Source organism: Candidatus Pelagibacter sp. PS_37 (assembly GCF_059417825.1).
The window spans coordinates 560,167-579,583 of sequence record NZ_CM182067.1 but is presented as its reverse complement, the minus strand read 5'-3'; the positions used below and the strand labels follow the sequence as shown (position 1 = coordinate 579,583).

Annotated in this window: 19 protein-coding genes and 1 tRNA gene; 4 read left to right on the top strand and 16 right to left on the bottom strand. The window is 29.7% G+C overall.

What is annotated here, in order from left to right:
• Positions 1-20: 20 nt before the first annotated feature.
• Positions 21-2,072 (top strand): ATP-dependent DNA helicase RecG, encoded by a 2,052-nt coding sequence (locus tag AC5SL9_RS02970; protein ID WP_494574339.1) that lies wholly within the window; start codon positions 21-23, stop codon positions 2,070-2,072.
• On the opposite strand, the gene AC5SL9_RS02965 is transcribed toward AC5SL9_RS02970, so the two are convergent.
• Positions 2,069-2,683 (bottom strand): DUF502 domain-containing protein, encoded by a 615-nt coding sequence (locus AC5SL9_RS02965; RefSeq protein ID WP_494574338.1) that lies wholly within the window; start codon positions 2,681-2,683, stop codon positions 2,069-2,071. The genes AC5SL9_RS02970 and AC5SL9_RS02965 overlap by 4 nt on opposite strands.
• Positions 2,684-2,806: 123 nt before the next feature.
• On the opposite strand from AC5SL9_RS02965, the gene AC5SL9_RS02960 reads away from it, so the two are divergent.
• Positions 2,807-3,634 (top strand): M48 family metallopeptidase, encoded by an 828-nt coding sequence (locus tag AC5SL9_RS02960; RefSeq protein WP_494574337.1) that lies wholly within the window; start codon positions 2,807-2,809, stop codon positions 3,632-3,634.
• Positions 3,635-3,654: 20 nt separating this feature from the next.
• On the opposite strand, the gene AC5SL9_RS02955 is transcribed toward AC5SL9_RS02960, so the two are convergent.
• From AC5SL9_RS02955 to ssb, 6 genes are all read right to left on the bottom strand, one after another.
• Positions 3,655-3,730, bottom strand: a tRNA-Lys gene (locus AC5SL9_RS02955).
• 200 nt (positions 3,731-3,930) lie between these two features.
• Positions 3,931-5,043, bottom strand: a complete 1,113-nt coding sequence (tgt, locus tag AC5SL9_RS02950) for a tRNA guanosine(34) transglycosylase Tgt (protein WP_494574336.1) — start codon at positions 5,041-5,043, stop codon at positions 3,931-3,933.
• A gap of 18 nt (positions 5,044-5,061) precedes the next feature.
• Complete coding sequence (locus AC5SL9_RS02945; protein WP_011282086.1) at positions 5,062-5,616, bottom strand: peptidylprolyl isomerase; 555 nt, start codon at positions 5,614-5,616, stop codon at positions 5,062-5,064.
• On the bottom strand, positions 5,609-6,103 hold the full coding sequence (gene coaD / locus AC5SL9_RS02940; RefSeq protein ID WP_271615819.1) for a pantetheine-phosphate adenylyltransferase: 495 nt from the start codon (positions 6,101-6,103) through the stop codon (positions 5,609-5,611). The genes AC5SL9_RS02945 and coaD overlap by 8 nt, the downstream gene beginning before the upstream one ends.
• Positions 6,103-8,652: a DNA gyrase subunit A gene (gyrA, locus tag AC5SL9_RS02935; RefSeq protein WP_271486805.1), complete on the bottom strand. Its 2,550-nt coding sequence runs from the start codon at positions 8,650-8,652 to the stop codon at positions 6,103-6,105. The genes coaD and gyrA overlap by 1 nt, the downstream gene beginning before the upstream one ends.
• Before the next feature lie 5 nt (positions 8,653-8,657).
• On the bottom strand, positions 8,658-9,116 hold the full coding sequence (ssb, locus tag AC5SL9_RS02930) for a single-stranded DNA-binding protein (protein ID WP_006996934.1): 459 nt from the start codon (positions 9,114-9,116) through the stop codon (positions 8,658-8,660).
• A 90-nt stretch (positions 9,117-9,206) separates the two neighbouring features.
• Between ssb and uvrA the strand changes: the two genes are divergently transcribed.
• Both uvrA and AC5SL9_RS02920 read left to right on the top strand, forming a co-directional pair.
• The gene (gene uvrA / locus AC5SL9_RS02925; protein WP_494574335.1) at positions 9,207-12,086 is read left to right on the top strand and encodes an excinuclease ABC subunit UvrA; all 2,880 of its coding nucleotides are present in this window, start codon (positions 9,207-9,209) and stop codon (positions 12,084-12,086) included.
• A 27-nt stretch (positions 12,087-12,113) separates the two neighbouring features.
• The gene (locus tag AC5SL9_RS02920) at positions 12,114-12,707 is read left to right on the top strand and encodes a urate hydroxylase PuuD (RefSeq protein ID WP_494574334.1); all 594 of its coding nucleotides are present in this window, start codon (positions 12,114-12,116) and stop codon (positions 12,705-12,707) included.
• A gap of 2 nt (positions 12,708-12,709) precedes the next feature.
• On the opposite strand, the gene secF is transcribed toward AC5SL9_RS02920, so the two are convergent.
• Genes secF through AC5SL9_RS02875 form a run of 9 tightly spaced genes read right to left on the bottom strand, consistent with a single transcriptional unit; the run spans position 12,710 to position 19,412 of the window.
• Positions 12,710-13,597: a protein translocase subunit SecF gene (gene secF, locus AC5SL9_RS02915; RefSeq protein WP_494574333.1), complete on the bottom strand. Its 888-nt coding sequence runs from the start codon at positions 13,595-13,597 to the stop codon at positions 12,710-12,712.
• Complete coding sequence (secD, locus tag AC5SL9_RS02910; protein ID WP_011282079.1) at positions 13,597-15,150, bottom strand: protein translocase subunit SecD; 1,554 nt, start codon at positions 15,148-15,150, stop codon at positions 13,597-13,599. The genes secF and secD overlap by 1 nt, the downstream gene beginning before the upstream one ends.
• 12 nt (positions 15,151-15,162) lie before the next feature.
• On the bottom strand, positions 15,163-15,450 hold the full coding sequence (gene yajC / locus AC5SL9_RS02905) for a preprotein translocase subunit YajC (RefSeq protein WP_420887231.1): 288 nt from the start codon (positions 15,448-15,450) through the stop codon (positions 15,163-15,165).
• Positions 15,451-15,500: 50 nt separating this feature from the next.
• A complete protein-coding gene (serS, locus tag AC5SL9_RS02900) occupies positions 15,501-16,760 on the bottom strand; it encodes a serine--tRNA ligase (RefSeq protein WP_494574332.1) in 1,260 nt (419 codons plus the stop codon).
• A complete protein-coding gene (gene tatC / locus AC5SL9_RS02895; protein ID WP_006996941.1) occupies positions 16,753-17,517 on the bottom strand; it encodes a twin-arginine translocase subunit TatC in 765 nt (254 codons plus the stop codon). The genes serS and tatC overlap by 8 nt, the downstream gene beginning before the upstream one ends.
• Positions 17,504-17,725 (bottom strand): Sec-independent protein translocase protein TatB, encoded by a 222-nt coding sequence (tatB, locus tag AC5SL9_RS02890; RefSeq protein WP_020169402.1) that lies wholly within the window; start codon positions 17,723-17,725, stop codon positions 17,504-17,506. Before tatB ends, tatC begins: the two co-directional genes overlap by 14 nt.
• Positions 17,726-17,730: 5 nt before the next feature.
• Positions 17,731-17,931, bottom strand: a complete 201-nt coding sequence (gene tatA, locus AC5SL9_RS02885; RefSeq protein WP_494574331.1) for a twin-arginine translocase TatA/TatE family subunit — start codon at positions 17,929-17,931, stop codon at positions 17,731-17,733.
• Positions 17,932-17,973: 42 nt separating this feature from the next.
• A complete protein-coding gene (gene scpB, locus AC5SL9_RS02880; RefSeq protein WP_494574330.1) occupies positions 17,974-18,675 on the bottom strand; it encodes an SMC-Scp complex subunit ScpB in 702 nt (233 codons plus the stop codon).
• Positions 18,672-19,412, bottom strand: coding sequence for a segregation and condensation protein A (locus AC5SL9_RS02875; protein ID WP_020169400.1), 741 nt, complete (start codon positions 19,410-19,412; stop codon positions 18,672-18,674). The genes scpB and AC5SL9_RS02875 overlap by 4 nt, the downstream gene beginning before the upstream one ends.
• Between the last annotated feature and the right edge of the window lie 5 nt (positions 19,413-19,417).

Here is a 19,417-nt window from a genome sequence, read left to right as displayed (position 1 = left end):
TTTAATATATTACAACTAATATGAAAAATAAGAATAATTATGATTATTTATTAGCTGATCTAACCAAATTAAATGGTGTGGGTAAAAAAACCATGGAAATTTTGAAGAAAAAAAAAATAAATAATATTTTTGACTTGCTGTGGAGACTGCCTAAATCTTATACAGACAGAACACTCGTTAGTAAAATTTGCGATCTTCAAATAGGAGTAATCCAAACAATCAGAATTGTTCCATTAAAATATCAATTTCCAAGAGTTAGAAACTTACCCAATAGAGTTAATTGTATTGATGAAACTGGAAAGATTGATTGTATATTCTTTAATAGTCATGAAGGATACGTAAGAAAAATTTTACCACTAAATGAAGAAGTGACAATTAGCGGTAAGATAGGCAATTATAAAGGACGATATCAAATAACGAATCCAACATATATTTCACAAGACAGTTCATTAATTGAAAATATTGATAATAAATACTCATTAACAGAAGGTATTACTGAAAAAACCTATAATAAAATTATTAATCAAATTTTAAAAAACTTACCTATTTTACCAGAGTGGCACGATAAAGATATTCTAAAAATTTTTAATAATGAAAGTTGGAATGAATCTATAATAAAATTACATGATCCAAAAAATATTGAAAATTATAAATCCGACTTTTATAAAAGACTTGCTTATGATGAAATATTAGCATCTTTTTTAGTTAATTCAGAAATTCGAAAAAAAATTAAGAAAATTAAAAAAATTTCTAAAAACTTCAGTGAAAAAGCTCATAAGAATATAGTTAATAAATTAAACTTTACACTTACCAATGATCAAAAAATTTCATTAGGTGATATTAATAAGGATCTAAATTCTAAAAGTAAAATGTTTAGACTTTTGCAAGGTGACGTTGGGAGTGGTAAAACTATTGTTGCATTGATTTCTTCGTTGAATGTCATTAATTCAGGGTTCCAAGTTGCATTAATGGCTCCTACTGAAATATTGGCCAGACAGCATTATACTTTAGCAAAAAAACTATTTCCTAAAGATATCAAAATTGAATTACTTTCTAGTAAGAGTGAAAATAGTGAAAAAAAGAGAATTATAAAAAAACTGGAAAACAATGAAATTCAAATGGTATTTGGCACACATGCAATTTTTCAAAAAAAAATTATTTTTGCAAACCTTGGTTATATTATAATTGATGAACAGCACAAATTTGGTGTTAGACAAAGAAAACTTTTATCAGATAAAGGGGGTGATAATTGTGATGTTCTTTTAATGTCAGCGACACCAATTCCGAGAACTCTAACTATGTCAGTTTATGGTGATATGGATGTTTCTATTATTAAAGAAAAACCAAGTAATAGAAAAGAAGTTAAAACTTATAGCAAATTAGAAAGTAAAATAGACGATGTTATCAACTTTGTAAAAAAAGAAATAAATGAAGGAAACCAAATCTTCTGGGTGTGTCCTTTGATAGAGGAATCAAAAAAATTAGATCACCAATCATCTGTTACGAAATATAAATTTCTTAATGAAATTTTTCCAAATAAAGTTGCACTACTACATGGAAAAATTGAAAATGAAGAGAAGGAAGAAATATTAAATAAATTTCTTAATAAAAAATATTCAATTTTAGTTTCGACAACAATTATAGAAGTTGGTATTGACTTTCCTAATGCTAATGTAATCATAATAGAAAATGCTAACAAATTTGGATTATCTCAGCTACATCAGTTAAGAGGAAGAGTTGGACGTGGAACAAAACAGGCAAGCTGTATATTGATGTTTAAGTCGAATTTAAGTGTGAATGCTAAAAAAAGAATTAATATTTTAAAAAACTCTAATGATGGTTTTGAAATTTCAGAAGAAGATATGAAGTTAAGAGGTTTTGGTGATTTACTTGGTTTTAAACAAAGTGGAATTAAAAATTTTAGGTTAGCAGACCCCATTCAAAATGAAGATTTATTTTTAATGGCAGAGAAACAAATCAAAAGGATAGAATTAGAAAATACTGATATCAAGAAATATAAAGCTTTACTCAAGTTATATGATCAAGCAGATATAATTAATGATATGGTTTAGCTTTTAGGCTTAGAGGTTCCAGCTGAGACTATAAATTTTGATGCTTCTTCAAATGTCATATCTAAATAGATCAAATCGTCTTTTGGTATCATTAATAAAAAACCACTTGTTGGGTTAGGAGTTGTTGGAACAAAAACATTAACTAAGTTAATATTTGTTTTGACTTTAATTTCACCTGAATTTTCTTTCGTAGCAAAACCTACTGCCCAAGATCCTTTTCTTGGATACTCAACTAGTACAACACTTTTTTTATTGCCTTCTTGCTCCCGAAAGGAATCTGTCATTTGTCCAATGGCAGAGTAGATTGTTCTTAATATTGGCATTCTTTTAAACAAATCATCAATTATTTGTAAAAATTTTTTACCTATAAAAGTTAAAGAAAGACCACCAACAACTGTAATAAAAATAATTGTTAAAATTATTTCAATACCTGGTATCGCATAAGGAAGATAAGTATTAGGATTTAGACCTGATGGTACTAATTTAGTAGAAAAATTAATTAAAAATTTGCTTAAATAAAGGGTAAAACCAATTGGAATTAAAACAATTATACCTGTAAAAAAATAGTTTCTTAATCTTAAAGCAAATGATTTTTTCTTCTTAATAGACATAAAAATTTAATGATAGCTAGAATAAATTACAAAAGATACAGCTATAACAAAAAGCACAACCAAGATTTTATTGTTTAAATTCATAAAAGTATATATTTATATGATTATCAAAATTTTAATAAAATGAATAGAAGAAAATTTTTAAATTATATTGGATGTGGATGTTCGGGCTTAATGCTCGGTGCTTGTTCTACGGCCCCAATAACAGACAGAAGACAATTGAAAATTATACCTGAATCAAAATTAAATGCTCAGGCAGCTCAAATTTTTGAAAAAGTTAAAGAAAAAGAAAAAATGAGTGATGACGCTAAAACACTCAATGAAATTAAAGATATTGGAAAAAGAATGGAAGACGCTATTTCTGAGTATTTTTATAGAGCAGGTCAAAATGATCCAACTATTAATTTTGATTGGGAGTATATTTTAATAGATAATAAAAAAGTAAAAAATGCTTGGTGCATGCCAGGTGGTAAAATAGCTGTGTACACAGGAATACTTGATGTTACAAAAAATACAAACGGTCTTGCCTCAGTAATGGGTCATGAGATTGCACATGCTGTTGCTAAACATTCGGTTGAAAGAGCCAGTAGAAGTGCACTTTTACAAACTGGAACTTCTTTGATCGATATTTTTTCAGGTGGAAAGTTAGGGCAAATCAATCAAGCTACAGGCATGAACACCGTAGGTTTATTATCACAAATAGGAATAATGAATCCTTTCTCAAGGACTCAAGAAAGTGAAGCTGATTACCTGGGAATGATTTTTGCATCTTTATCTGGCTTTGATATAAGGGAAACTAAAAAGTTATGGGAAAGGATGAAGGCAGAAAATAAAGGCAAAGAACCACCTCAATTTATGAGCACCCACCCATCATCCTCAAAAAGAATAAAAGATTTATCAGAATGGGAAAATAGTGTCATTTTAGACTATCCACCGATTACAATTAGCTAATATTTAAAAGATTATTTTAGTGGTGAGCCCTGATGGACTCGAACCATCGACCCATTCCTTAAAAGGGAATTGCTCTACCAACTGAGCTAAGGGCCCACATATAAATTATTAAAGTTGAGATAAATGTTTTTTTTTATTTAATTTTAAAAAAAAACTTTTGGTGAAGTCTTCTTTAAAATTTTTAAATTTCTTTACACTTAAAAATTTAAACAATAAAAAAATATCTAACTTAAATAATTTTTATTACCAAAAAACAATTATTTATTCCATAACATCGGAAATTGCAAATATTTAAATTACAACTTATCAATGTATTCATCATAAAATTTATCAAATGTACCTTTTTTAATATTTTCTCTAATAGAAGACATTAATTCTTGATAAAAGTTGATGTTATGTAAGGTTAAAAGTGTAGAACCTAAGATTTCGTTTGTATTGAAGAGATGATTTATATAGTTTTTTGAATACTTGTTAAGATTTAAATTTGAACAATTTGGATCAAGAGGTTCATTATCATTTTTATATTTATTATTTTTGATATTCACACGACCATTCCAAGTAAAAGCTAAACCAGTTCTTCCAGATCTCGTAGGCATTACACAGTCAAACATATCAACACCTCTCTTAACAGCTCCAAGAATATCGGCTGGCGTCCCCACACCCATTAAATATCTTGGTTTATCATCAGGCATAATATTTTTTAAATCATCTAAAACACTAAACATTTCATTTTGACTTTCTCCTACAGCAAGTCCACCAATAGCATATCCATCGAAGCCAATTTTAATTAAGTTATTAAGAGATTTTGTTCTTAGATCTTTGAATAGACCACCCTGGACTATTCCAAATAAAGCTTTATGTGGATTTAATCCAAAAGCTATTTTAGATCTTTCGGCCCAATATATGGATAGTTCCATGGATTTATTAATTACTTTATAGTCAGTAGTTTTCTTAGGACACTCATCCATAATCATAACAATATCAGAGTCTAAACCCTTTTGAACTCTTATGCTTTCTTCTGGACTTAATATAAATTTTTTACCATCTACATGAGAGTTAAATATTGCACCCTTTTCTCTGTCTACTTTGTTTAATTTAGAAAGAGACATAACTTGAAACCCACCAGAATCTGTAAGTATGGGAAGTTTGCAATTCATAAATTTATGTAGACCACCAGCAGAAATAATTCTATCAACACCTGGTCTGATCATTAAGTGATAGGTATTTGATAAAATTATTTCAGATCCTGTTTTAATAACATCGTCAATAAGACAAGCTTTTACAGTTGCCTGTGTTCCAACAGGCATAAAAGCAGGTGTTTGAATATTGCCTCTATGAGTTTCGATTACTCCAACTCTAGCAAATTTATCACTTTCTATGACATTAAATTTGAAATTCTTTAACGCCATGAAATTTGTGAACTAAAATTATTTAAAGCTAATGATTTTATCTGGGTTAGAAACAGAACCGTTATTGTTTTGATCTCCTCTTTTGATTTTATCAACAAGATCCATGCCTTCAATAACTTTACCAAATACCGTATATTGTCTATCTAGAAAAGACGCTTCTTTAAAACATATAAAAAATTGGCTGTTTGCACTATTTGGATCTTGTGATCTAGCCATAGATAGCGTTCCTCTTTCATGAGGTAAATCACTAAATTCCTCTTTAAGATCAGGTAAATCAGAGCCACCCATTCCAGCTCTTCTTAAATCAAATTGATCATTAGAAGAGTTACCAAACTGAACATCACCAGTTTGCGCCATAAAGCCATCAATCACTCTGTGAAATACAACACCATCGTATTTACCATCTTTTGCTAATTGCTTAATTCTTTTGACATGATTAGGTGCCACATCTTCAAAAAGTTCTATTTTAACGTCTCCATCTTTAAGCTTTAAAATCATAATATTCTCCTCTGCGATTGTGTTGTTGGTTAGTATAAAAAATAAAATTAAAAATTTTGTTATAAGTTTATTCATATTTTTCTTTTAAAGATTTTATTGTGCTTTTTGTAGTAAATTTTTTGATATCGCCTTTTAGTCTAACTATTTCTTTAACAAATCTTGATGAAATGATTTGATTTTCAACATCAGACATTAAAAAAATTGTTTCTATATTATTGTTCAATTTTCTATTCATTCCAGCTAGTTGAAATTCATATTCGAAATCAGATACTGCTCTTAAACCTCTTAAAATAATATTAGATTTATATTTTTTGCATAAATCAGTTGTTAATGATGTAAATGAAATAACTTCAATCTTCTTTTTATCGAACTTTAAATCAACAAATAAGGCTTTTTTAATTAATTGTACTCTTTCAATTGAATTGAAAAGATAATTTTTATTAGCACCATCAGAAGCAGCAATAATAACTTTATCAAATAATTTTAAAGCTTTATTTATAACATCAATATGACCAAAGGTAATTGGGTCAAATGTTCCGGGATATACGGCAACTTTTTTCATTACTCCAAGTTATCATCAATTTTTATTGCTGAAACAACTTTTTCATCACCAGATAATTTGATAATTCTTACACCTTGAGTATTTCTTCCCGCTGTTCTGATTTCTTTAACGGCAACTCTAATCACTCTACCTTTATTTGTTGAAATCATCACATCATCTCCCTCTATAACAGGAAATGACGAACATATACTACCATTTCTAGGTGAGTTAACAATTCCAATTATGCCTTTACCACCTCTATTGGTAACTCTATATTCATTGTTTAAAGTTTTTTTGCCGTATCCATTTTCTGTAATTGATAAAACAAACCTTCCATCAGATTTAGTATCTTTTTTTATTTTTTCTTTATTTGTTATTGAAAGAGAAACAATCTCATCATTAGGAGATAGCTCTATACCCTTTATACCTTTTGAGGATCTACCCTTAAATATTCTTAGTTTTTTTGATTCAAATCTAATGCATTTACCATTTTTTGTACTTAGCATTACATCTTGATCATCTTTACAAATTTCAACTCCTACAATTTTATCATTGGGATCTAATTTTATTGCAATTTTTCCAGCTGAATTAATGGAAGAAAAATCTTCGAGACTGTTTTTTCTAACCTTACCCTTTGCAGTTGCAAAAACAATTTGAAGATTTTTCGTATCACTTTCATCATCAGGGAATGGCATAATTGAACTGATTGATTGATGATTTTTTAAAGGTAAGATATTAAATAGAGATTTACCTTTTGATGTAGTTGATCCCTCAGGTATCTTCCAAGCTTTAATTTTGTAGACAAGTCCTTCTGTTGAGAAGAAAAGAACAGAAGTGTGTGTGTTAACTGATAAAGTTTGTACTACAGAATCTTCATCTCTCGTTGTAATCCCAGATTTACCCTTGCCACCTCTTTTTTGTTGTTTAACGCTGCTTAATGCTCCCCTTTTAATATATCCCTGAAGTGTAACTGTAATAATAACAGACTCTTTTTGAATAGTTTCTTCAATATCATAGTTTAAAATAGCATCTATAATTTTAGTTCTTCGTGGTACAGCAAATTTTTCTTTAATAGTTTTAAGCTCTTCACTTATTACGTTTAAAAGTTCTTTTTTGGAATTAATTATTTTCTTATATCCCTTAATTAAATCAGCTAATTTTTTAATTTCAACTTCTATTTCATTAATACCAAGAGCTGTAAGTTTTTGAAGTCTAAGTTCTAAAATAGCAATTACTTGAGGGTCAGATAATGAGTATAAATTTTTCCCCTTCTTATCTTCGACAAGTGAAATTAACTTTAAAGATTTATTAATTTTCCACTTAGTGTTTAATAATGATTTTTTAGCATCATCAGGAGTTTTTGAAGACCGTATAATTTTTATAATCTTATCTAAATTCTCAACAGATACAGATAACCCAATCAAAATATGAGCTCTGTCCTCTGCTTTTTTTAAGTCAAATTTAGTTTTCTTAATAACAACATCTTCACGAAATGTTAAAAAATTTGTTAAAAACTCTTTTAAATTACATATTTTAGGTTTGCCATCAACGATTGCTAAAGTATTAAAACCAAAAGAACTTTCTATCGAAGTATTTTTATAAAGTAATCGCTTAATAGTTTCTGGCTCAACACCATTTCTTAAATCAATTGCTACTCTAATCCCCTCTCTATTAGACTCATCCCTAATATCTTTTATTCCTTCAATTTTTTTCTCTCTAACAAGTTGGGCAATTCTTTCATTTAAAACTGATTTATTTACTTGATAAGGTACAGAAGTAATAACCAATCTTTCTCTACCATTTTTTTGTGCTTCAACACTTATTTCACCTCTAATTTTAAATGACCCACGACCTACATTATATCCAGCCTTAATAATTTCTTTCCCAATGATGACACCACCTGTAGGAAAATCAGGACCTGGAATGTGTTTCATTAATTCTTTAATCTTAATATCTTTATTTTCAATTAAGGCTAATGTTCCATCAATGATTTCACCTAAATTATGTGGAGGTATGCTTGTTGCCATTCCAACTGCTATACCACCAGCTCCATTAACCAATAAATTAGGATATTGAGCGGGTAAAACTGATGGTTCTTTTTCTGTTTCATCGTAGTTACTCTTGTATTCGATGGTATCCTTTTCAATATCGTCTATTAAGTATTGCGAAACTTTAGCTAATCTAGTCTCAGTATATCTCATAGCCGCAGCTGGATCTCCATCAATAGATCCAAAGTTACCTTGGCCCTGAACAAGAGGTAAACTCATAGAAAAATCCTGAACCATTCTAACTAGAGCATCATAAACAGACTGATCTCCATGTGGGTGATATTTACCAATAACATCTCCAACTATTCTTGCAGATTTTCTAAATTGTTTTGACCAATCGTAACCACCTTTATACATGGCGAATAATATTCTTCTATGAACAGGTTTAAGCCCGTCCCTAACATCAGGAAGAGCCCTACTCACAATTACGCTCATCGCATATGACAAATATGATGAACTCATCTCATCATGCATTGAGATAAGTTTAATATTTTTATCTTTAGGTATTTCTGTGTCTTTCATAGAAACTAAAATGGAATTTCGTCATCCATATCATTTGAAGTTTGTGGACTATCTTCAAAATTATTAGCAGGTGCTTGTGTGTTATCATTTTGGATTCCACCACCTGTATTTCCTCCACCTAACATTGTTAGTGAAGAGTTATATCCTTGAATTACTATTTCTGTAGAATATTTGTCTTGTCCAGATTGTTCATCTTTCCATTTTCTAGTAGCTATTTGTCCTTCAACATAAATTTGAGCTCCTTTTTTTAAATATTGCTGCACAACATTTACTAATCCATCATTGAATACAACTATTCGGTGCCACTCCGTCTTTTCTTTTTTTTCACCTGTTGTCTTGTCTTTCCATGATTGACTTGTTGCTAAACTCAATCTTGCAACGCTTTTACCGTTTACCATTTGTTTAATTTCAGGGTCTGCGCCTAAACGCCCAATTAATAATACTTTATTTAAACTTCCAGCCATAATATTTTATAAGTGTTTATTTATTTATTTAGTTTTTATATCACAATATAAACTCAATATTAATTTTATTAATTTAAAGCAACTAAAATTATGATCAAAAAGATAGTTATCAAGGGTGCAAAGGAGCATAATTTAAAGAATGTTTCTGTAGAAATACCCAAAGATCAATTTGTTGTTATTACAGGACTTTCCGGTTCTGGAAAATCTTCATTAGCATTTGACACTATCTATGCAGAGGGACAAAGAAGATATGTTGAAAGTTTATCTGCTTATGCTCGACAATTTTTAGATAAAATGAAAAAACCTAACGTTGATCTTATTGAAGGATTGAGTCCAGCAATAGCTATTGAACAAAAAAATACGTCAAAGAACCCAAGATCAACTGTTGCTACAGTTACAGAAATTTATGATTATATGCGTGTGCTCTATGCGAGAGCTGGTGTGCCCTATTCACCCTTTACTGGAAAACCAATAACATCACAAACAATTACACAGATTGTCGATTTAATAAAAAAACTTCCCAAAAAATCTACAATTTATATATATGCGCCAGTGGTCCGTGGCCGTAAAGGTGAATATAGAAAAGATATTTTAAGCTATAAAAGAAGAGGCTTTAGAAAAATTAAAATTGATGAGGTTCTTTATGACGTAGATAAAGCACCTGAATTAGATAAAAAACTTAAGCATGACATATCTGTTTTAATTGACAGAATTGTTTTGAACTCAAATCTAGGAAATCGTTTAGCTGAAAGTATTGAAACAGCTGTAAATTTATCAAATGGTCTTGTATTTGTTGAGTACGAAGACGAAACTTTACCTCAAAAATTTAGAAAAATTGAAAAATTAATTTACTCAACAAAATTTGCATGTCCAGAAAGTGGTTTTACAATCGAAGAAATTGAACCAAGACTTTTTTCTTTTAATAGTCCATATGGGGCGTGTGCTGAATGTGAAGGTATTGGTATTAAATTAAATGTAGATCCAAATTTAGTAGTTCCTGATGAAAAAAAAAGTATAGCTGATGGTGCTATAGAACCGTGGGCTAAATCAACCACACTATATTATGCTCAAACATTAGCCTCTATTGCTAAGCACTATGGATTTTCTTTAGATGAAAAATGGAAAAAATTACCCAAAAAATTTAAAGATGTGATTTTATTTGGATCAGACGAAGAAGAAATAAAATTTGTCTATGATGATGGATATGAAAAATATTCTCATAAAAAAACTTTTGAAGGTGTCATAAACAATCTTGAAAGAAGATTTCTTGAATCTGACAGTGAGTGGAAGAGAGAAGCTATAGCGGAATATCAATCGGATTCTGCATGTGAAGGCTGTAATGGTAATAGACTAAAAGAGGAAGCTTTATGTGTTAAAATTGATAATCAAAATATAAGCGATGTTACAAAAAAATCCATTTTAGATGCTGCTAACTGGTTTAAAGGGTTGGAACAAAATCTTGATAAAAGACAATTTAAAATAGCAGAACATATTTTAAAAGAAATTAATGAGAGGTTAACGTTTCTTTTAAATGTTGGACTTGAGTATTTAACTTTATCAAGAGAGTCTGGGACTCTTTCCGGTGGAGAAGCACAAAGAATTAGGCTTGCTTCGCAAATTGGTTCAGGATTGACAGGAGTATTATATGTTCTTGACGAACCTTCTATAGGTTTGCACCAAAAAGATAATGTTAAACTAATTAATGCATTGAAAAGACTAAGAGATCTTGGAAACACAGTAATCGTTGTTGAGCATGACACTGAAACTATGGAAAATGCTGACCACATAATAGATTTAGGACCAGAAGCTGGTACTAACGGTGGTGAGGTCATTGCACAAGGAACTTATAACGAGATACTTAAAAATAAAAATAGTATCACTGGTCAATACCTATCTCATAAAAAATATATAGAAATTCCGAGAACTAGAAGACTTGCTAAGAATGGTAGATTTGTAGAAATTAATGGAGCTAGTGGAAATAATTTGAATAACGTTAATCTTAAAATTCCAACAGGAAGCTTTACTTGCGTTACTGGAGTTTCTGGCAGTGGTAAATCTACATTGATATTGCAAACATTATATCATGCATTAAATTTAACTTTAAATAACAAAGCTAGAAAAGTACCAAAAGCATTTAAAGGTTATAAGGGTGTTGAGCTTATAGATAAGATAATTGATATAGATCAATCACCAATTGGGAGAACACCAAGATCAAATCCAGCAACCTATACCGGAGCCTTTGGGCCTATCAGAGATTGGTTTACGGCACTACCTGAGTCAAAAACAAGAGGATATAAACCTGGAAGATTTTCATTTAATGTTAAAGGTGGAAGATGTGAAGCTTGTGAAGGCGATGGCGTAATTACATACGAGATGCATTTCTTACCTGATGTTTATATACAATGTGATGAATGTAAGGGAACTAGGTATAATAGAGAAACTCTTGAAATAAAGTTTAAGGATAAAAGTATAGCCGATGTATTAAATATGTCTGTTGATGAAGGATGTGAATACTTTGAAAATATTTCAAATATAAAAACCAAACTATTAACATTAAAAAAAGTTGGGCTTGGTTATATAAAGATTGGACAACAGGCTACAACATTATCTGGTGGAGAAGCTCAGCGTATTAAGTTAGCCAAGGAACTATCGAAAAGATCTACAGGAAGAACTATGTATATTTTAGATGAACCAACTACTGGACTTCACCAGCATGATATTAAAAAATTATTAGAAATACTACATACGTTTGTAGCACTAGGAAATACCGTTGTTGTTATTGAGCATAATTTAGATGTAATTAAAACAGCTGATTATATTGTTGATATGGGTCCTGAGGGTGGTGTCAAAGGAGGAAATATTATCGCAGAAGGCAAACCTGAGGATATTATAAAAATAAAAGGTAGCTATACTGGGGAATTCTTAAAACCTATGCTGGAAGAAAAATTTAAAAAGAAGTTAAAGATTTAAAAAATTAGTGTATAAGTGATTCTAATTATGGGTAATTTACTATCATCTCTTCCAAAGACAATTCATGCATCATTAGCTTTAGCTATTATCCTTTTTCTAGGATTATTTTATGGTAATGGTGGTTTTGATTTTGATGCAATTTTTTGGAGTTGGTTAACAAGATTTATTCACGTAACGGTCGCTATTATGTGGATTGGACTTCTTTGGTATTTTAACTTTGTTCAAATTCCAAACATGCCTAAAATTCCTGACGAACAAAAACCTGCTATAGGTAAAGTTATTGCGCCAGCAGCTTTGTTTTATTTTAGATGGGCAGCTTTACTAACAGTATTGTCTGGATTAATTTTAGCTTATTTAAATGGTTATTTACATGATGCTATGACTTTAGGTGGTGGTGGAAAAAGTACAGCTATTGGTATTGGAATGTGGCTTGGCTTATACATGGCTTTTAATGTTTGGTTTATAATTTGGCCAAATCAAAAAAGAGCACTAGGTATTGTTGAGTGCGAACCTGATCTTAAAGCAAAATCAGCAAGGACAGCAATGTTGTTTTCAAGAACAAATACTCTTTTATCGTTACCAATGTTACTTTCAATGGTAGCAGCTCAAAATCTTTATTAAATCTATTCCGTTTCTTCTTTTAGGATTGTTTTTTGGGACACTCTAAGTTTCACAAGTATAGGATTAGCTATATAAATTGAAGAATAAGTTCCAAATATTACACCCATTATCATAGCTAGTGAAAAACCTTTTAATATTTCTCCACCAAATAAATAAATTGAAACTAAAGCAAGCAATGTCGTGACTGATGTAATTATAGTTCTAGAAAGTGTTTCATTGATTGAGATATTTGTAAGTTCATAAATCTTGATATCAGAAAACTTTCTTAAATTTTCTCTAACTCTGTCATAAATGACAACGGTATCATTCATGGAATAACCAACTATAGTTAAAACGGCTGCAACTATTGATAGATTTATTTCCAAACTAAATAGTGAAAAAAGACCAAGTGTTATAATGACATCATGAAATAGGGCTAAAATAGCACCTAAGCTAAATTGCCATTCAAATCTTATCCATATGTAAAATAACATTGCAGCTAGAGATAGAGCGATTGCAATAATACCAGACTTTAATAATTCAGAACTAACTTTTGGACCTACATTTTCAACTCTTCTGAAATTAAAAGAACTCCTCAATGAAGATGTTAAATCTTTTTTAATAACTTCTATAGCATTTGCACTTGTATCTTTTTTTTCTATTTTGATTAAAAAATCATTTTCATTGCCAAATTTTTTAATATTAAAATCTCCTAATTTCATTTTGTTAAAAGATTGCCTTAAAGAAGTAACGTTAATATTTTTATCGTTAGACCTTAGTTCTATTAAAGTTCCACCTTTAAAATCTACACCAAAATTAAGTCCTTTAAAAAATAATAATAGAACAGATGCAACAACTAAACTTAAAGAGATTAGATTAAATAGTTTATAAAATTTATTAAAATTAATCATTATATTAGTTCAGTCTTTTCTTTATTTCTTACGACATAAAGGCCAGTAAGCATTCTTGCAATAAAATAAACTGAAAACAGTGTTGTAAAAATTCCTATAGCTAAAGTCACAGAGAAACCTTTAACAGGTCCAGAGCCCATAAAGAATAAGATTACAGCTGCAATTAATGTGGTTATGTTTGCGTCTATAATTGCAGTTTTTGATTTCACATAACCTGTATCAAAAGCTATAATATTATTTTTTTCTTTCTTGCATTCTTCTTTAATTCTTTCAAAAATTAACACGTTAGCGTCAACTGCCATACCAACCGTTAAAATGATACCTGCTATTCCAGGAAGTGTTAATGTTGCTTCAAATAAAGTTAAAATACCAACTAAAAAAAATAAGTTAATTAATAGTGTTATGTTAGCAATTAGACCAAAAATTCTATATTTAACAAACATAAAAATTATCACCAATAAGAAACCAATCATAAGGGCGATAACTCCTGCATTAATTGAATCTTGACCAAGGTCAGGTCCAACAGTTCTTTCTTCAATAATGTTAAGTGGTGCTGGTAACGCTCCTGATCTTAGAAGTAATGCCAAGTCTGTTGCAGATTGAAATGTGAAATTTCCACTGATCTGACCATTTCCACTTGCTATAGTATCCCTTATTACTGGAGCACTAACAATTTTACCATCTAGAACAATTGCTAATTGTTTGCCAATTCCTGTACTGGTTGCTTTACCAAATCTTTTTGCCCCCACTCTATCAAGTGTAAATGATACTACTGTTTCGTTGGTTTGATTATTCATTTGTGGTTGAGCATCCAATAAATTCTCACCATTTAAGATTATTCTTTTGCTAACCATTGCTTCGCTAGTTCCATCTTCAAATTGAAGCATTTCAGTACCAAAAGTGTCATTATTATTTTGAGTTACAAATCTAAATGTTAAATTTGCAGTTTTTCCTAAAAGTGACTTGATACGCATGGGATCATCAAGTCCTGGAAGCTCAACTAGAATTCTATTATTACCTCTTTTCAGTATATTGGGTTCATTTGTACCAACTTCATCAACTCTTCTTCTAACTATTTCTATAGCTTGATCTTGTGAAGATGTTTTAATTTCAATAAGTCCATATTTTGATAGAGTTAGCGTAAATTCATTATCTTGAATATTTACATCAAACTGATGTGATTTATATTGAAAATAATAAGGGTTAATATCACTTTCTTTATCAAGAAAAAAAGATTGAACCAACTCAATATTATCATTGGGTATACTGAATATTATTTTTTTATCTTCAATTCTTAGATCATTAAAAGTTATTTTCTTATCTTTTAAAAAATTTCTAATAACAGTTGTTGTATTTTGTAATTTTTGAATTTCAACGGGTTCATTATCAATTTCTAGTAAAAGATATGATCCGCCTTGTAAATCTAAACCTAGATTTATCTTTTTAGAAATAAAACTGTCTTCAGGGTTTTGAAAATTTGATGCAGCAATAAAAATAAAAAAAATTGATACTAAAGAAACTAAGGTAATTCTTAATTTAGAAAAGTATAACACTTTAGTAAAATGTTATTTTTTTACTTCAGGGGAGTTAAGTAATCCTTGAATACCTGTAGATTTAATAATTTCTACTTTAACGTTGTCAGCAATTTGCACTTCAACTTTTTCATTATCAATAATTCTTTCAACTGTCCCAATAATACCAGCAGAAGTTACAACCTTGTCTCCTCTTGATAAGTTTTCTACCATGGCTTTATGCTCTTTAACTTTCTTTTGTTGAGGTCTTATTAAAAAAAAGTAAAAAATAACAAAAATTAAAATTAGTGGTATAAATTGGCCTATTCCTTGATCCATAATTCTCCTAAATTAAAATGAATTCTTACAACATCTATCTAATTAAAACAACTTTAAATCTTAACGATTTTTTCAATATTATTCATATAAGGCTTTAAAGCTTCTGGCACTAGAATAGACCCGTCTTCTTGTTGATAATTTTCTAATATAGCAACTAATGTTCTACCAACTGCTAAACCACTGCCGTTTAAGGTGCCAACAAGCACAGTTTCTTTTTTTTCGTTTTTATATCTGGCTTTCATTCTTCTAGCTTGAAATGATCCACATGAAGAGCAACTTGAGATTTCTCTGTATTTATCTTCTGATGGAAGCCACACCTCAATATCAAAAGTTTTTTCAGCACTAAAACCCATATCACCAGTACATAAAACAATTTTTCGGTATGGAAGTTTTAGTAAATCTAAAATTTTAGTTGCACAATCAGTCATTCTATCAAGTTCTGGTAAGCACTTATCAATTTCAACAATACTCACCATTTCAACTTTGTAAAATTGGTGCTGTCTAATCATTCCCTTAGTATCTTTACCATAACTTCCTGCTTCTTTTCTAAAACAGGGTGTTGAGGCAACCAATCGCATTGGAAGTTTTTTTTTATCAATAATTTGGTCTTTTACAATATTGGTTAAAATAACTTCAGCAGTTGGAATTAAAAATTTTCTGTCACTAGAGTCGTCTAATTTAAGTTCAAACTGGTCATTATCAAATTTAGGTAATTGTCCCGTACCATACATAGTAGCATCTGTTGCAATTAGTGGCGGGGATATTTCTTCATAACCATTAGTATTCACATGTGTATCAAGCATAAAATTTGATAAAGCTCTTTCTAGCATGGCCAATTTATCTTTTACAAAAACAAATCTTGATCCAGTAGTTTTCGTTGCTAGATCAAAATCAAGCATGTTTAAGTCTTCACCTAATTCATAATGTGATTTAGGTTTAAATTTAAAATTTTGTATTGTTCCTGATTTAGAAATTTCTACATTTGAGTTTTCATCTTTACCTGTAGGAACGTCTGGATGAGGTATATTTGGTATTGATGACAAAATTGTTTCCAATTCATTTTTAACGCTAGCTTGTAATTTACTAATATTATCTATTTCAACAGTTATCTTTTTTGATTTTTCAAAAAGTGATTGATCTTTAGATTTTGAGATATCTTTTTTTTCTTTTTCAAGTAATTCTCTTTGTTGGATGTACTCTCTATTATTTTCATCCAATGATAAAATCTTATCTACATCTATTTCTATAAATCTTTTATTCAAAGCTTTTTTAAAAGCCTCAACATCATTTCTAATTTCTTTTATATTATGCATTTTTTTTATTTTTCTTATCAATAATGTTTACAGAAAATATAGATAATTCATATAAAATCAATAATGGTATTGCTAGTCCAATTTGAGTTATGGGATCAGGTGGTGTTAATAGTGCAGCTGCAGCAAAAATCATTACAACGACATATTTTCTTTTTTTTCTAAGAAATTCAGCATCAACAATACCTACTCTAGCTAATAAGCTAAGGACAACTGGTAACTGAAAACTTATACCGAATGCAAAAATTAATTTCATAACCAAAGAAAGATATTCGCTAACTTTAGCTTCTAATTGAATGGGTAATCCTGTTGAAGCTCCTGTACTCTCAAAAGAAAGAAAAAACTTTATGGCTAGCGGCATTATTAAATAATAAACAAGCATGCCTCCTAGAAAAAATAATATAGGCGTTAAAACTAGATAAGGAACGATTGCAATTTTTTCATGCTTATAGAGTCCTGGTGCAATAAATTTCCATATTTGTACCAATATATAGGGACATGTAACAAAGAATGCTGCAAAAAAAGAAACCTTTAAGTATGTTAAAAATGTTTCCTGTAAAGCTGTAAAAATTAACCTTCTATCAGTTCCACTTTCATTTACTGCTTTAGCGAAAGGTTCAACTAAAAAACCATATAAATGTTCTGAAAAAAAATAACAACCAATAAAAAAAATGAATAAAAAAATAAAAGAATGAATTAATCTTTTTCTAAGTTCAGTTAGATGGCTTACAAAACCGCCTTCATTTTCAGATTTTGTCATTATCTTTTTTTTCTTCTATAGGTTTTTCTATTTCATTAGAATTGATATCAAGGTCAGCTACCTCATTTTGTATATTGCTAATATATCTTTTTGTGGTTCCAATCCATGAACCAACTTTTTTTAACATATAGGGGAAGTCCTTGGGTCCAATAACAATGATTGCAACAGCAACTACTATTAAAATCTCAAACCAGCCAATAGTGGGCATTTAATCTATTCTTTGTCTTTGCTATCTTGATTATTTTCTGAAACATTTTTAGGCTCGGGTTCATCTGTAATGTCTGTAGCCATACCTTTTTTAAAACTTTTTATACCTTTGGCTACATCACCCATTAAGCTAGATATCTTGCCTCTACCAAATAAAAGTACAACAAGAATAATTACGATTGCTATTTGCCAAATTCCAATGCTCATAATATTTTATACCTCTTTTAAATTTATTTTTAAAGTAACTTTTTACTTTTCTTCGTCTGGACTTAGTGTTCCACCTAACATCTCATCGATATTTTCATAAATATCCTCTTTTTTTTCAACTTGTTTTTCTTTGTAAAATTTACCAGTACCAAATATTGCATTATCAATATTTGAGCTATCAATAAGACCGGCAGATCCCAATTCGTCAACTGTAGGTAAATCAGACAATTTTTGAAGACTAAAATGACTTAAGAAATCATCAGTTGTTCCATACTGAATTGGTTTACCGGGTACATCTTTACGGCCTTGTGGTTTTACCCAATTTAGCTCCATTAAAATCTCAAGTGTGTTTGTTCCAAAAGCAACACCTCTTATTTCTTCTATTTCAGCTCTAGTAACAGGTTGGTGATAAACAATTATTGCTAATGTTTCAACTGCAGCTCTTGACAATTTTTTTTCTACAGTTTTTTCTTGAGACATAAGGTTCCATAAATTTTCAGAAGTTCTAAAAGACCATTTATTAGAAATACAAACTAGATTAATTCCTCTTGATGAATATTCTTTTTGTAATTTCTGTAATGATTTTAGAACATCAATTTTTTTTGAAATTTTAGATTCGATAGTGTCAATATCTAATGGTTCAGCAGCAGCAAAAATTATTGCCTCAACTTCTCTTTCACCATCATTTATTTTTGATGGGAAAGTAACTATATTGTTATTTGTTTCTTTTTTTATTTTTGTCATTTTAATTCCTTAATATAAATATCATCAAATAAATTTTCTTGCTTTATAGTTAGATTGCCCTCTTTAACCAGCTCTAAGGAACCAGCAAAAATTCCTGCTTTACCAGTTGTTTTATATTTTGAGCCACTTTTAAATGAAGAAGGTATTAGTTCATTAATATTTCTCCAATCAATTAACTTACCAAAGAATTCTTTTATTCTTTTGATGCCATCTTCAGTGGTAAAAACTGGAAGTTTAGGAATATTCATCCTTTGAAAATCTTTGGTCATAATAATTGAGGAATAAGATTTTAAAAGTTCGTAAAGATTTAGTTTATATTCAGTACTATATATAGATCGTATATTTCCTTTAATTCCTCTAGTTCTTATTTCTCTACCAAGTCTTTTTCTTTGTAACATTTGGTCAGAAAGTAATCTAATCAATTCTAATTTTTTTAATTGTAATTTTAATTTTTCAGCAACTTCTAAAACTTTAAATTCTTCTTCTGGATTTCCTGGCAACAAAAGTTTTGATTTAAGATAAGTTAACCATGTAGCCATCAACAAGTATTCTGATGCAGATTCTAGATTTAGATTTTTTTCATTAGTAATATAATTGTGAAATTGATCAGCCAGTAATGTTATAGAAATATCCTCAAGGTTAACTTTTTGAGCTTTTGCCAAATCTAATAACACATCAAGTGGGCCGTTATAATTATCAAGATCTACATTAAAGTTTTTAGAATCAGAATCAGACATGATAA